This is a genomic window from Lysinibacillus sp. NPDC097214 (assembly GCF_050277945.1).
GTDB lineage: Bacteria > Bacillota > Bacilli > Bacillales_A > Planococcaceae > Lysinibacillus > Lysinibacillus xylanilyticus_B.
In genome coordinates this window covers 651,123-664,506 of the sequence record NZ_JBNNSS010000002.1, presented here as the reverse complement: position 1 = coordinate 664,506, position 13,384 = coordinate 651,123, and the positions used below count along the sequence as shown (strand labels likewise).

Genomic DNA, 13,384 nt, shown 5'->3' with positions numbered 1-13,384 from the left:
AAAATACTTTGAAATTTGGTGGGATTAGATGACGAAAGAAACAATACTAATCGTTGATGATGAAAAAGAGATTAGAAATCTTATTGCTATTTATTTAAAAAATGAAGGCTACGATGTTTTAGAAGCAAGTGATGGGGAGGAGGGCTTAAGTCTTTTAAAGAAACATAAAGTACATCTAATTGTCCTAGATATTATGATGCCGAACGTGGATGGCATTGAAATGTGTATGAAGGTAAGGGAAATAGCCGAGATGCCAATTATTATGCTGTCAGCAAAGTCTCAGGATATGGATAAAATCGTTGGATTGTCATTAGGGGCAGATGATTATGTAACAAAGCCCTTTAACCCTTTAGAGCTAATTGCGCGCATAAAATCTCAGCTTCGTAGATATATCAAAATGAATCGACTAGATAGGATGAATGAAAATGAGATAGAAATTGGTGAAATGCGAATCAGTACCGACACACATGAAGTAATCGTCAACAATGAAAAGGTAAAGCTAACGCCAAGGGAGTTTTCAATTCTTGAGTTACTTGCAAGAAATCAAGGCATAGTCATGAGCGCTGAACAAATTTATGAAAAGGTTTGGAAGGAAGAGGCTATTCAGTCTGAAAACACGGTAATGGTACATATACGAAAAATACGAGAAAGAATTGAGACAAATCCAAGAAATCCTCAATATATTAAAACCGTATGGGGAGTAGGTTATAAAATTGAGAAAGATCATTAAGCCATTACTTTTCTTATTAAACAAACTAAAAATGTTCATTGTAACTGCCATAACAAAAGTTCGGCGAAGCATTAGAATTCAATTATTGACGACTTTTATTCTTTGTGCATTTTTAGGTTTACTTGGAGCAAAAGCATCACTTTCGTTTGCTTTGAATATCAACCCGGCAGTTAGGATTGATTATAGTCCAGGGATGCAGGAAATAAATGATCAAGCGCAGCGTGCCGCAGATCTAGCCAGCAATGAAAATAGTTTAGAAGCATTACAGCAAATGATTGAATCAGAAAATCTTAAATTTGAAATGGAACAAAGTGCATTAAAAGTAATCGTTACCGATGAGAACGGAAAGGTTTTATACAAAACAAAGCAAGTGGAAGAGAAACAAATCAATTTGCATTATAAGATTCGGAATGTAATGGACTTTGCGATTAACCACCCACTCAATAATTATGAGGTACCAGCAATCGAGCAATTGAGGCAAGAATTCATTGCATTTTATCCTTTAACTATAGAAGATAAAAACTTATATTTGTTTGTCAGCGGTATTCCTGAGGGGATGGTTATCGCAAGTTCGACTGAGGGCCTTATCCCATTATTTAGTGCAATTGTTGTTTTTACATTTTCATTCTTCTACATAACGAAACGAAAAATGAATCAAATTGAGGTGTTAGCGGAGGGGGTTATGGAAATCGCTAAAGGAAATTTAGCCTATCGCATTAAGAAAAAAGGGCAAGATGAGATTGCTGTATTAACAGACAATGTAAATCATATGGCTGAAGCAATTATGACAAATATAGAAATGGAACGAAGGATTGAAAAACAAAAAAATGAATTAATTACAAATGTATCACACGACCTACGGACACCTCTTACCTCAATTATGGGCTATTTACGATTGTTAAGAGATGAAAGGTACGACACGAAGGAGCAATATGATGAGTATTTAAAGATTGCTTTTTCAAAATCCGAACAGTTAAAAAACCTAATTGATGATTTATTTGAATATACGAAGCTAACAAATGAAAGCATTGTCCTTGAGAAACAAAAGGTGTGTATTAATGAACTTCTCGATCAATTAACTGAGGAGTTGATTCCGCAAGCGGAGGAGAACCAGCGTACATTTATTAAAAATTTCTCGGAGGAGCGGATCTTTGCTACAGTAGATTCTGAAAAAATTGTTAGGGTCTTTGATAATTTATTAATGAATGCTATTAAATATAGTACAGGTGACGGTGAGATTTTTGTTTCTCTTGAAAGAAAAGAAGATAATGTTCAAATCTGTGTTGCAAATGAAAGTAATGAATTTACATCCGAGGAGCTAACGAGCTTATTCGAAAGATTTTATAAAAAAGATCAATCCAGAACAAGTGTAGCGGAAGGTTCGGGGCTTGGACTTGCTATTGCTAAGAGCATTGTAGAACTACATGGTGGCAAAATTGACGCGAAGTACAAGGATGGTATGTTGCAATTTATCATCGAACTTCCTGTTACAGCTTTATAAAAAATAGAAAGGTAGCATTAGAGCATGCTACCTTTTTTTATGGGCGAATTAGTTGCTCAATAGTGAGAATATGATTGGCATTAGAGTGGGGGAGGCTCTTTTGTAAGTGCATAAAAATATTTTTGTCCTTAATAACAATTTGAATTTCCGTATAGCGATATTGTTGTTGGACTTCTTGAACATATTCTGTAATTTTCAATAAATGATGTGGGTCTTTTATTTCTACTTCTACAAAAAAGGGCAGTGTTAATTGAAGTAAACTTAAGCAACCGCGACGAATCCAAATCGCTTCATTGACGTAATAACGGATAGGTAATTGACGATTACTTGCGATAAATAAGTCCATTTATGTCTCCTTTTTTATATCATGATGTTAAAAGTGATGGATAGAATCTTTCATTTGATGGATAGACCCGTCAAAATGAAGTATAGAACCGTCAAAATGGTGGATATAACCCTTCAAAATGATGATAATCACATGCATCAATCGTCTCTAGAATATATTTTAACGCAATTGATTGTACTTCGTCATTGCCTAAATAAATCAAGTCGGTATTTTTGAGTATGTGTTGTTGCTAGTATGTGTAGCGGCAATGACTGTGTATCCAAATCTTTGAGCGATTGCACGTGGGGAAAGTTACACCTAGCACAGCAACAATGTAGCCAATGATTCTGTTGAGGGTGCAAATTCCATATGCTGCTGTTGTCCTACCCTACGACATGAAGTATGGCGAAACTATCTCTGTTTGGTTTGTTGTCGAGATTTTGGACTAAGTTTGCACAGCGATACAGCTATGTGAGAAATTGTATTGATTTCTATGCTATTTCAACCTTATTTACGTTCAAAGGGGTATTTTCAATATTGAGGTTATCAGAACTACTATGCAAGTTTATTCAAGAATTTCTTTTCTAATTACGTCAATACTAGAAGTTATATCTGACTGTAAAAAGGAGACATATTGATGAGGAAAATAGTGCTGCTTACATTATTGCTACTTTTTGCAGTTTGCTGTAGACCGTTATTTGTTCACGCTAACGAGAACCAGAAAGAAGACTTAATGAAAATTGTAAGCAGATTTATGCCATTGAATGCGTCACTTAAAAGCCCTGAAAATCCTTTTTCCACACTCCCAATTCAACTCTATGACTTTGACCACGATGGACAGAAAGAAATTATATTTACTTTTGAAGTTAAAGCAAAAAATCAACCATCTCCTTCTCAGTTTGGATCAATCGTGCTAAAAAAACACAATACGGATTGGCGAAAGATTTGGGAAACAACAATGCAAGGAGTCGATTTGGATTTTTCAGGCTTGGTAGATATTACTGGTGATGGCACAAAAGAATATTTATTTGGTGTTACAATTGGTGCAGCAATGGGTAGCGAACTTCAAGTGTTCCAATGGATCAATAATTCATTCAAAAAGATTGCTGATGTTCCTTATCATAAAATGGATTTTGTGAATGGAAAACAAAAAGTTGGTTTAGCAATTTGGCAAATGTATATTGGCGATAGTTATTTAGTGGATGTACTAAAATGGAATGGTGAAAAGCTGGTTTATGATGAAGAGCTATATAGCAAATACTATCCAATCATCGAAAAATTTTATAAAGAAAAAATTTTAGAAATGGATGCCTGGTTTTATTGGTATTGCCTTGCAGATGCCCAAATCAAAGCAAATAAATTTGAAGAAGCATCTAAATCGATTCAAAAGGGAATTTCGTTAGTTAAAAAATTATCAATGGAAGATGTAATCAAAGACTTTAATGATTTAAAAGAAAGGCTAAAAAATAAAAAATAGCATTCGCCAAAATAAAAACGCACACTACTAAAATCATTTAGCAATGTGCGTTTTTGTATTTGGATAGTGAGTAGTAGACTTTAGTGAATATCACGTTTTTTGAAGTTCCCACCACGTACCTCTGAAACATCAGAAATAACTATGAAGGCACCTTCATCAATATCTTTAATAATCGATACAAGTTTATTTTCTTCCATACGGTTAATAACACAGTTTAATATATCAGTTGGTTCATTGGAAAAACCGCCACGCCCTTTTGTATATGTAACACCACGTCCTAAACGAGCTTGGATCGCATCACCAATTTCCTCTGATTTTGCACTGACAACACGAACATCTTTTGATTTTTCTAAACCATCTTGGATAATATCGATAACGTTTTTCGCAATAAAGTATGTTAAAGCTGAGTACAGTGCGCTCTCTAAGCCAAAAATAAAGCTTGCCCCTAAGAAAATAAAGGCATTAATAAATAATATAATATCCCCGACTGAAAACGGAACCTTACGTGAAAGTAACACGGCTAAAATTTCAGAGCCATCCAAAGCGCCACCGTTACGTAAGACAATCCCAATCCCAACACCTAGTAGCATACCACCAGATAAAACAATTAATAGTGGATCATTCGGACCTAAAATTGTTTTAACATCGTGCATAAGCACTGTGGAAATAGATAGAGCTGCAATCCCAGCAGTACTCATCAATGCAAAAGTTTTACCTACTTGTTTGTAGCCAATAAAAATAAACGGAATGTTTAATACAAAGAGCAGTGCGCCTAATGGAATACCAAAGAGGGTTGCGCCCATAATACTAAGCCCCGTCACGCCACCATCAATGACATCATTCGGAATTAATACCGCTTCTAGTCCATATGCTGCGATGATGGCACCAATTATAATCATGATAAATTTTCGTGTGTTTTCAACTGACTTTCTTCTTTTCATAAATCTTCTCCATTTCTTTACGTAAAAATAATACTTAAGGTTTTGGAATAATATTTATAGCTATTGTTTTTGTCTCAGTATCAATCTCTTTATTAGAGTCGGCCATATTATAGTATTTATTTATTAAATCGTTTAATTCATTTTCAAAGTTCTTGAATTGATCATTCGTTAACGTTAAATCAATAAATGAAAAAGTTGCTAAATCTGTAAGATCTTCTTCATCAATTGAATGTAAATAATTTTGATATTGAGATAGCAAAGCTAATTGATAGTAGGAAACGTAATTTAATTTTTGTTTGATAGTTAGTTGTGTCCAATCCTCCTTACTAAGTTTTGCTGCTCCTTCATTTACTGCATAAAATTTTTCTGTAACAGAACGTACTTTTCGCTCTTTCACAATTTTTATGATGTTTTCATCTACTAAAATTTGGATGTGGCGATACAAAGTGGCTTGAGGTACATCCTTAATAACAGAAATCATCTCCAAAGTGCTTAAGCCTTCTTCTTTATCGTGCATCAGAGCTTGTAAAATTTTCATTCTCACAGGGTGCATTAATACCTCTGCTTTATTACGCATAAACCGATCCTCCTATTAGAAAAAATGAGATGGTATCAAGGAAAGAAATCAAATGTTATCAATGTGAGAACATTATCATAAAATATATTAAAGAAATTTTTTTAAGATGTACAGTAAAAAGGTAATGCAATTTTTACAGCCTTTTGTTATCATTATCGATAATGATAATGAATGGAGGTTATAGGAATGAAATTACACTATGGTTTCGATGATTTACAACAACTGGATTGGGCAAGTATACTTCCAATCATTTTGCCATTTATACTCGTAGGATTTGTTCTAATCATTGTTGCTTTATTCGATTTATATCGGCACCGAGATACGCGAGAAAACATACTTATGTGGACAATTATTATTTTGTTCTTTAATTCAATTGGTTCTGTTTTATACTTCATTATTGGTAGGAAGGATGTAAATAAACGTGCGCTTAGAAATTAATAATATTACGAAAAAGTTTAAACAAAAAACGGCTGTGAATGATTTTTCGATGGTCATTGATGCTAATGAGTGTGTTGGATTAATTGGACCAAATGGAGCGGGGAAATCCACGTTAATTCAAATCATTGCCGACATTCTGAATGCAGACAAAGGGGAAATTCTGCTTGATGGTCAAAAGATTTCATCTATGAGAAATCAAATTGGTTACTTACCTCAGTATCCTAATTTTTTCTCATGGATGACAGCATTTGAAACATTGTCCTTTATGGGAACACTTTCTGGCATAGCAAAAAGTGAATTGCAGAAAGAAATTCCATTACTTTTAGAAAAGGTAGGTCTAGGGAAAGAAGCACATGTTCATGTCGGAACATTTTCAGGTGGTATGAAGCAACGCCTTGGCATCGCACAAGCATTATTGCATAAGCCAGCTTTAATGATTATGGATGAACCGGTATCAGCGCTAGATCCAATAGGGAGAAGAGAGGTGTTAAATCTATTAAAAGAGATCAAAAATGAAACGACAGTTTTAATATCAACGCACATATTGAGCGATGCGGAGGAAATTTGTGAGCGTTTTGTGATGATTAAAAATGGTCACAAAATAGAAGATGCTACAAAGTCAGAGTTACTTAAACGCCATCAAGAATCAGCTATCTTCCTAATGATTCGTAAGGCAGATTTTCAGTGGTTAACAATGCTTGAACAATTATCTTATGTGAAGAAAATCGAAAACTGTGGAGATGGCTTCAAAATTCACGTTAAAAATTTGGAAACAGATGCTAATCGACTAATACAACACGGACTGGATTCAAAAGTGATGTTTACTAAATTTGAAGTTGGTATTCAAGACAATCTAGAAGAAATATTTTTAGAATTGGTGGTGTAAGAGAATGAGTGCTTTTATGGCATTAAGCAAAAAAGAAGTACAGCAAATGGCAAGGGAATTTAAAATATTTTGGCTCCCAATCGTATTTATTTTACTAGGGCTAACTCAGCCGATTATGATGTATTATTTACCTGTTATTTTACAATCAGCGGGTGGTATTGAAGGTATAATAATTGATCCTACGATGGCAAAGCCGGTGGGACAGGCGGTACTTGCCTCAACATTAAATTCTCAGTTTGATCAGTTGGGCATTATTATTCTGGTCGTAGCCACTATGAGCATTATTCAAGGAGAAAAAGCAAATGGCATGATGGCATTTATCCTAACAAGGCCAGTATCGATATCTTCTTATTTAAATAGTAAAATCATCATCCATTATATTTTGGCTGTTATATGTATGGCTCTTGGCTATGCAGTGTCCTATGGCTATTCAGCGTATTTATTTACTACTGTTCCTATGACGCAAGCTATGTGGGCTTTTGCATTTTATTGTGTTTGGCTATTATTCATCATAACGTTTGTTGCGATGATGAGTACATTTTTTAATAGTCCTGCATTTATAGCACTAATAAGTATCGTTAGCCTATTAATTTGTCGTTTTATCGCTGGTCTACATCCATTTATAGACGTTATTAATCCTGCTAGTAATAGTATGTATGCAACAAATATTCTAATGTCGGGTGATGTGGGATCGTGGGTTGGCATCAATATTGTAGTAACGCTGCTGTTAGTTGTATTGATGATCGTTACTATGCAAAGTTTCATTGCGAAAAAGAAATTTTAAATGAAATTAGGTGAAAAAATTTGTTATCGATACAAAATTTACAGAAATCGTATGGCCAGCATGAGGTTTTAAAGGGCGTAGATTTAAATATTGAAAAGGGAGATATACTGGGGTTTGTTGGTGGGAATGGTGCAGGTAAAACAACGACATTAAATTGTATTGCTGGATTAGTAGAACAAAATTGCGGGGAAATAATGATTAATGATGTTGCGAAATCACAGTCACTCGAATATAAAAAGCAGTTTTATTTTATACCGGATACAATTCATGTATTTCCAAATATAGCTGCATATGATTGGATGCATTTTGTTTTGAAGCTGTATGAAAAGACTGATGATGAAAAACTAAAAAACTTTATTAATGTCTTTGAGATGGAAAAAAGTATTTATAAACCGATGGGAACGTATTCTTATGGAATGCTTCATAAGATGGCATTGATTACTGCTTTTACAATTAGTCCGCCTATCCTAATTATGGATGAGCCATTAAATGGATTGGATCCACTTGCTGTCGTTGCTTTTAAAAATTGCATGAAAGAGTACGTTGAAAATGGTGGGACCGTTCTCTTTTCCACTCATTTATTAGATGTTGCCGAAAAAATTTGTCAATCCATTTCATTTTTAAAAGATGGGAAGATTGTCTTGCATGAGCGTGTTGAGAGTTTGTTAGTAGATGGAAGCTTAGAGACTATTTTTATGGAGAAACAAGCTAATGAAGGATAATATGCAATTAATCAAATTCTTTTTAACATCCTTTTATGCAAAGCCAAAGCAGCCAGTAATTCAAGTACTCCTAATTATTGCATTTATTTATGTAGCCGTTCAGTATTTTGTACTTACCTTCATTATCTATTTCATAGCGACCCCAGAGGAGTATTTATTTTACAATGTTCTTCTTTCAAATGGTGTGACATATTTATTGATTTCGTATTTTGCCATTTCGGTAGTGTTTAGTCAAAGTGATTTTGCTATATTGGCTCATTTGCCCATTTCAGCGAAGCGGGTTGTAATGTCGAAAATTATAAGTGGGGTAACTTTACCGATAATGGCGGTAAGTATTTTATCAATACCTACATTTTTCATATTCCTGATAGAGTTTAAGCTAGGTGTTGCTCTAAAATCACTTGCATTTTTACTTGTCATGAACGTTTTAATTGTATTGTTCCTTCTATTTGTGTTGTCCATTTTGAATCATTTTCGCAGTGTATTTACTAATACATCCGTATATCTGCTTGTTAGGATGACGCTTATAGTAGGTATTGGAATAAGCCCAATACTGTACTTTTTAATAAAAAATCATCATGCAATCAGCACTGTTTTAGTGAAATTAGATGTTTCAACAATATCATCCTTAAGTGCTTCAATTTCTGATTTTCTAGAAATAGGTTATCGTTTTGTAATGCAACAGTCATTAGTGGAGACACTTTTGTCATTAAATACGGCAATTAGTTTTATCTTTTTATTCGCACTATGTTATTTATTGTTTAAAGCAATTATAAAAATGATCGCGTCTAAGTATTATGAACATGGCTTGCTTGTCAGCAGAGTAGAAAAAACGACTAAAGTTTGGGGGAGAGATATTCAAAGCAGTTTGGTCAATTATTTGCAACGTGAATATTGGATTATCCAGTCTGAACCATACTTTAAAATGCAAGCTATTTTAGGGATCATTTTAACGCCTATTTGTACAATCATTTTTCTCGTACAGTCGAGTATTTTAAAGGTTGAATGGATTGTGAACAATGAATCTTTTCTATTTGCCTATATGGTGTTGTTGCTGAGTTGTATGAACAATATTAGTGGAACTCCCTATTCAAGAGAGGGGAAATACTATGCATCAAGCATGACATTACCATTCGATCCACAAAAGATTTATCTGGCAAAAGTTGTGACTTCATTAAGCATCGGCACAATATCGGTTGTAATAAGCTATATCATTTACATGCTATTTGGTAGAGTCGATTTTATAACGGGACTGCATTTATTGATTACATTACTATTAGTCATTACTTATAATTTATTGTCTCCGCTTTATGATAGAAAGCATCCATTACTTGAATGGTCTAATCCATCAGAGGCAATAAAATCAAATCCTACAGTATTAATAAGCCTGCTATATGGATTACCATTATTGATTATTGTTGGGCTTCTCCATTTTAGCTTGCTTGCTATTAATATTTCTCCAGCGATGACAGCCCTAATTATTTTGGTAATTGTAACTCTATGTACAATTACAGTAATCTATAAAATGTTTTTTGAAGGAAAGAATTTGAAAGGATACGTAAACAATTGAATGTAAAAATAGATCCAAAGAGTAACATTCCTTTGTATCTTCATTCAGTGGGTGTCCAAACACCTACTGAATGAAGATACAGCCTCCGGCGGATGTCACGGATTTTAAAAGGAATGAATTATGCAGGCATAATTCAAAATCCGGACGCAATTACGCCAAGGCGAAATTGATGAGAAGTTAATCCAGCAACTACTGTTTGAAATAGCGAGTGGGAATTTGCAAAATGGTGATCCACTGCCTTCCATTCGTGATTTAGCGGCTGAAACAAACCTCAATCTTCATACCGTTCATAAAAGCTATAAGGAGCTTCAAAAGAAGGGAATAATCGCTATAAAACCTAACTCAAAAGCAATTGTTAAGAAATCCGCTGAAGCAAAGTTGGTTGACCTTCAACAAATTTCTATAAAAGTCGAACAAATAATGTGTGAAGCTTATGTTTTAGGTATTAGCGAACATCAACTACAACAGATGTTTCATGAAAATTTGCTTAAATATTATTGTAAGCGTTAAGAGAGAAAGAGATGACTTCTGCAAAGTACAGAAGCCATCTCTTATTAATTAGAGTGTATTTTAGTAAACTCATCCTTAGTCATTCCAAAATAAACTTCATCGTAAAAGGTACCATTTGTATAAATCATATTCCTTAAGCGGCCTTCCTCCACAAATCGTAGTTTTTTATGTAGAGCTATAGAAGATGCGTTAAAGGAGTAAACACAAATGGTTGCTTTCTGATAGCGAAGTTCAAAGAAATAATGCTTTAAAATGGTTAAAATCATATCTTTTGCATATCCTTTTCCTCTATATGAAGGAAATATCGTTATAGCATAATCAAAGGTCCCATTCTTTGCATCACATCCAGAAACCTCAATTGTCCCCACGACATTGTTCGAAGTATCCTCCGCAATCCAGTAAAAATCATCACTCTCTGTAGATGCCCCTTTTGATATTTCATTGATCCATACTTCAATTTGCTGATTTGTCCGAGGAAAAGCGATGGAGTCATGGTTTTTTAATATATCATCATCTAAATTTTCAAACATATGAATGTCCTCTGGCTTGGGCGCTCTTAACCGTATTTTATCTCCGCACCAATAGGAAATTTTCATTGAAATCACCTACTTTTTAAATTGATATAGTTAAATTATACCATTGGAATTGTGTGGAAGAAGAAAAAGCAAGAAACCACTAAAAGAGTTCCCTGCTTTTATAATGTTATATTAAAAACACCGCCACAATGGTTGTAACAATAAGACCAATAGCTACGGGCAGTAAATTACGTCTTGCAAGCTCGAAGGGGCTAACATTACATATGGCAGCAGCCGGGATTAATGCCCAGGGAATGATTGTTCCTCCGCCAACCCAGATCGCTGTTATTTGTCCTAAAGCCGTTAAAGTTGCAGTACCGCCACCAATAGCATTACCGAACAAACTACCGACGGAACCTGCTAAGGAAATACCTGAGAAACCAGAACCATCTAAGCCTGTGATGGCGCCAACGACTGCTAAAGTGACGACTGCAATTCCCTTCGTTAATGGAACTACCGCAGCTAGACCTACGCCGAGATCGTTGACGATACCATGTGAAGCGGCTGGTAAGTAATCACCAATAATTTGTGTAAATCCGGAATCTCCTAGATAGAAAAAAGCTGCAATAGGAATAACCGGTCCGAACACTTTAAAACCGAATTGGAATCCTTGAATTAAATAGCTTGTTGTCTTTTCAAGCCCTTGTTTTTTGTGAGATACAAGGCAAAGCAACAGTAGGATAAAGACAGCTGTCCCTCCAATTAAAGCTGTTGCATCTCCACCTTGTAATTTTAATATAGACATTGCAATGACATCGAGTACAAAGGCGATTGGAATAAGTACTGCGAAAAAGCGTTTTTGCCCGAGTGTCAGCAGGTTTTCAGCAGTTACTTGTTCTACGTCTTCATTTGTATCGTTTGTAGCATATAGATTTAGTGATCCACGCTTCATATCACGTCGCAATAAAATATAGGCGACCAACGTAGTAACAACGCCCATAGTAATCACAAGAGGGATACTAGCAGACATTACCTCACCGACTGGAATACCAGCAGCGTCAGCAGTCAGCTTCGGAGCCCCTTGTATAACAAAATCACTCGAGAGAGCAATTCCGTGACCAAATAAATTCATCGCCATCGCCACTCCAAGTGCTGGTAAGCCAGCACGTAGAGCAACAGGTAATAAAACGGCCCCTAACAGTGCTACAGCGGGTGATGGCCAAAAGAACCACGAAATAAACATCATTAACAGACCAATCGTCCAATAAGCGAGTGCAGGTGTTTTAATGATTTTTGTAAAAGGAGCAATCATGACCTCATTAATACCAGAAGTCATCATCACCCGACTCATGGCAACGATAATAGAAATAATAAGAATGATCGACAACAGCTCTGTAATGGCATAAATAAAACTGTTAAAAACACCACTAATGGATGCAGTTAAATCGCCTGTAGCAAAGATTGCAAGCATGAAGATGCCTAGTACACAAATGAGGGTGGTATCGCGACGTTTAACCATAAATCCAATGATAAGGACAATAAAAACAACGTAAATCCAATGGAGAGCTGTGAATTCAATCCCCATACGTTTCCCCCTCAAAATTCGATCTGATTCTATAGAATATGAAGGGGAAAAAAGTTGGTGATGGTTTTGAAAAATTTCGACCTAGTCAGAACAAGGGAAAGCAGTCGAAGTGACGGATAGAGTGGCAGAAGCGACGGAAAGTATGGCCAGAACGACGGATAGAGTAGTCAAAGCGGCGGAAAGAATAGTCAGAACGACGGAAAGTGGTTGAAGTGACGGATAGAGTGGCAGAAGCGACGGAAAGTAAGGTCACAGCGACGGATAGAGTGGCAGAAGCGACGGAAAGTAAGGTCAGAGGCGGCGGAAAGAATAGTCAGAACGACGGAAAGCGGTCGAAGTGACGGATAGCATGGTCAGAGCGACGGATAGAATAGTCGAAGTGACGGAAAGAAGAGCCAAGGTGACGGATAGAATCGTCAAAGCGACGGATAGAGATGCCAAAGACGTGGATAGCCCCGCCCAATTCGTGGATAGAACCATCAAAAACGTGGATAGCCCTGCCCAATTCGTGGATAGAATCATCAAAGACGTGGATAGCCCGCCATAGCGACGAATTATGAAACAATAGTGGTTCTGATTTTAATTGACAATGATAATCATTATCGATATTGTGGAAGTAGACTAGAATCCACATGTCCACTTTTTCGCATTCCAGCGGATTTGATTAATTCATGCCAGCATGAAGAAGATGCCTAATACACAAATGAGGGTGGTGTCGCGACGTTAAACCATATCCAATGCATTTTATACATATTTATTGCGAAATATCTCAAATTTATCCTTATAAGTTGAATTATAATACTTTTTTAGGAATTTAAGATTT

15 protein-coding genes are annotated in these 13,384 nt (G+C 35.6%); 9 read left to right on the top strand and 6 right to left on the bottom strand.

Features of this window, described 5'->3' with window-relative positions:
* Positions 1-28: 28 nt before the first annotated feature.
* Both ACQKMI_RS07080 and ACQKMI_RS07075 read left to right on the top strand, forming a co-directional pair.
* On the top strand, positions 29-730 hold the full coding sequence (locus ACQKMI_RS07080) for a response regulator transcription factor (RefSeq protein ID WP_427487924.1): 702 nt from the start codon (positions 29-31) through the stop codon (positions 728-730).
* Complete coding sequence (locus ACQKMI_RS07075) at positions 714-2,231, top strand: ATP-binding protein (RefSeq protein WP_427487923.1); 1,518 nt, start codon at positions 714-716, stop codon at positions 2,229-2,231. The genes ACQKMI_RS07080 and ACQKMI_RS07075 overlap by 17 nt, the downstream gene beginning before the upstream one ends.
* A 37-nt stretch (positions 2,232-2,268) precedes the next feature.
* On the opposite strand, the gene ACQKMI_RS07070 is transcribed toward ACQKMI_RS07075, so the two are convergent.
* The gene (locus ACQKMI_RS07070; RefSeq protein WP_427487922.1) at positions 2,269-2,577 is read right to left on the bottom strand and encodes a hypothetical protein; all 309 of its coding nucleotides are present in this window, start codon (positions 2,575-2,577) and stop codon (positions 2,269-2,271) included.
* Positions 2,578-3,193: 616 nt separating this feature from the next.
* Here ACQKMI_RS07070 and ACQKMI_RS07065 point away from each other — a divergent pair.
* Entirely contained in the window at positions 3,194-4,033 is an 840-nt protein-coding gene (locus ACQKMI_RS07065) for a hypothetical protein (protein ID WP_427487921.1), read from the top strand.
* An 80-nt stretch (positions 4,034-4,113) separates the two neighbouring features.
* Here the strand turns inward: ACQKMI_RS07065 and ACQKMI_RS07060 are convergent, their stop codons facing one another.
* The gene (locus tag ACQKMI_RS07060; protein WP_427487920.1) at positions 4,114-4,974 is read right to left on the bottom strand and encodes a YitT family protein; all 861 of its coding nucleotides are present in this window, start codon (positions 4,972-4,974) and stop codon (positions 4,114-4,116) included.
* A 34-nt stretch (positions 4,975-5,008) separates the two neighbouring features.
* Positions 5,009-5,551: a transcriptional regulator gene (locus ACQKMI_RS07055; protein WP_427487919.1), complete on the bottom strand. Its 543-nt coding sequence runs from the start codon at positions 5,549-5,551 to the stop codon at positions 5,009-5,011.
* A 186-nt stretch (positions 5,552-5,737) separates the two neighbouring features.
* Here ACQKMI_RS07055 and ACQKMI_RS07050 point away from each other — a divergent pair, with 186 nt between their 5' ends.
* The 6 genes from ACQKMI_RS07050 to ACQKMI_RS07025 all read left to right on the top strand — a co-directional run bounded on the left by ACQKMI_RS07050 (position 5,738) and on the right by ACQKMI_RS07025 (position 10,461).
* The gene (locus ACQKMI_RS07050; protein WP_427487918.1) at positions 5,738-5,989 is read left to right on the top strand and encodes a PLD nuclease N-terminal domain-containing protein; all 252 of its coding nucleotides are present in this window, start codon (positions 5,738-5,740) and stop codon (positions 5,987-5,989) included.
* Positions 5,973-6,875: an ATP-binding cassette domain-containing protein gene (locus ACQKMI_RS07045; RefSeq protein ID WP_427487917.1), complete on the top strand. Its 903-nt coding sequence runs from the start codon at positions 5,973-5,975 to the stop codon at positions 6,873-6,875. Before ACQKMI_RS07050 ends, ACQKMI_RS07045 begins: the two co-directional genes overlap by 17 nt.
* Before the next feature lie 4 nt (positions 6,876-6,879).
* Positions 6,880-7,659 (top strand): ABC transporter permease, encoded by a 780-nt coding sequence (locus ACQKMI_RS07040; RefSeq protein ID WP_427487916.1) that lies wholly within the window; start codon positions 6,880-6,882, stop codon positions 7,657-7,659.
* A gap of 20 nt (positions 7,660-7,679) precedes the next feature.
* The gene (locus tag ACQKMI_RS07035; protein ID WP_427487915.1) at positions 7,680-8,381 is read left to right on the top strand and encodes an ABC transporter ATP-binding protein; all 702 of its coding nucleotides are present in this window, start codon (positions 7,680-7,682) and stop codon (positions 8,379-8,381) included.
* The gene (locus tag ACQKMI_RS07030; RefSeq protein WP_427487914.1) at positions 8,371-9,951 is read left to right on the top strand and encodes a hypothetical protein; all 1,581 of its coding nucleotides are present in this window, start codon (positions 8,371-8,373) and stop codon (positions 9,949-9,951) included. Before ACQKMI_RS07035 ends, ACQKMI_RS07030 begins: the two co-directional genes overlap by 11 nt.
* A gap of 138 nt (positions 9,952-10,089) precedes the next feature.
* Positions 10,090-10,461, top strand: coding sequence for a GntR family transcriptional regulator (locus ACQKMI_RS07025; RefSeq protein WP_427487980.1), 372 nt, complete (start codon positions 10,090-10,092; stop codon positions 10,459-10,461).
* 44 nt (positions 10,462-10,505) lie between these two features.
* On the opposite strand, the gene ACQKMI_RS07020 is transcribed toward ACQKMI_RS07025, so the two are convergent.
* The 3 genes from ACQKMI_RS07020 to ACQKMI_RS07010 all read right to left on the bottom strand — a co-directional run bounded on the left by ACQKMI_RS07020 (position 10,506) and on the right by ACQKMI_RS07010 (position 13,195).
* On the bottom strand, positions 10,506-11,057 hold the full coding sequence (locus ACQKMI_RS07020; RefSeq protein WP_427487913.1) for a GNAT family N-acetyltransferase: 552 nt from the start codon (positions 11,055-11,057) through the stop codon (positions 10,506-10,508).
* A 106-nt stretch (positions 11,058-11,163) separates the two neighbouring features.
* A complete protein-coding gene (locus ACQKMI_RS07015; RefSeq protein WP_427487912.1) occupies positions 11,164-12,561 on the bottom strand; it encodes a hypothetical protein in 1,398 nt (465 codons plus the stop codon).
* 313 nt (positions 12,562-12,874) lie between these two features.
* Positions 12,875-13,195 carry a hypothetical protein gene (locus ACQKMI_RS07010; protein WP_427487911.1) on the bottom strand — a complete coding sequence of 107 codons (321 nt, stop codon included), beginning with the start codon at positions 13,193-13,195 and terminating at the stop codon, positions 12,875-12,877.
* Between the last annotated feature and the right edge of the window lie 189 nt (positions 13,196-13,384).

Excerpts from the sequence above, each read along its gene's own strand:
- ACQKMI_RS07055 (WP_427487919.1), bottom strand. The coding sequence starts at position 5,551 with ATGCGTAATAAAGCAGAGGTATTAATGCACCCTGTGAGAATGAAAATT.
- ACQKMI_RS07080 (WP_427487924.1), top strand. The coding sequence starts at position 29 with ATGACGAAAGAAACAATACTAATCGTTGATGATGAAAAAGAGATTAGA.
- ACQKMI_RS07060 (WP_427487920.1), bottom strand. The coding sequence starts at position 4,974 with ATGAAAAGAAGAAAGTCAGTTGAAAACACACGAAAATTTATCATGATT.
- ACQKMI_RS07040 (WP_427487916.1), top strand. The coding sequence starts at position 6,880 with ATGAGTGCTTTTATGGCATTAAGCAAAAAAGAAGTACAGCAAATGGCA.
- ACQKMI_RS07015 (WP_427487912.1), bottom strand. The coding sequence starts at position 12,561 with ATGGGGATTGAATTCACAGCTCTCCATTGGATTTACGTTGTTTTTATT.
- ACQKMI_RS07065 (WP_427487921.1), top strand. The coding sequence starts at position 3,194 with ATGAGGAAAATAGTGCTGCTTACATTATTGCTACTTTTTGCAGTTTGC.
- ACQKMI_RS07010 (WP_427487911.1), bottom strand. The coding sequence starts at position 13,195 with ATGTGGATTCTAGTCTACTTCCACAATATCGATAATGATTATCATTGT.
- ACQKMI_RS07050 (WP_427487918.1), top strand. The coding sequence starts at position 5,738 with ATGAAATTACACTATGGTTTCGATGATTTACAACAACTGGATTGGGCA.
- ACQKMI_RS07020 (WP_427487913.1), bottom strand. The coding sequence starts at position 11,057 with ATGAAAATTTCCTATTGGTGCGGAGATAAAATACGGTTAAGAGCGCCC.
- ACQKMI_RS07030 (WP_427487914.1), top strand. The coding sequence starts at position 8,371 with ATGAAGGATAATATGCAATTAATCAAATTCTTTTTAACATCCTTTTAT.
- ACQKMI_RS07070 (WP_427487922.1), bottom strand. The coding sequence starts at position 2,577 with ATGGACTTATTTATCGCAAGTAATCGTCAATTACCTATCCGTTATTAC.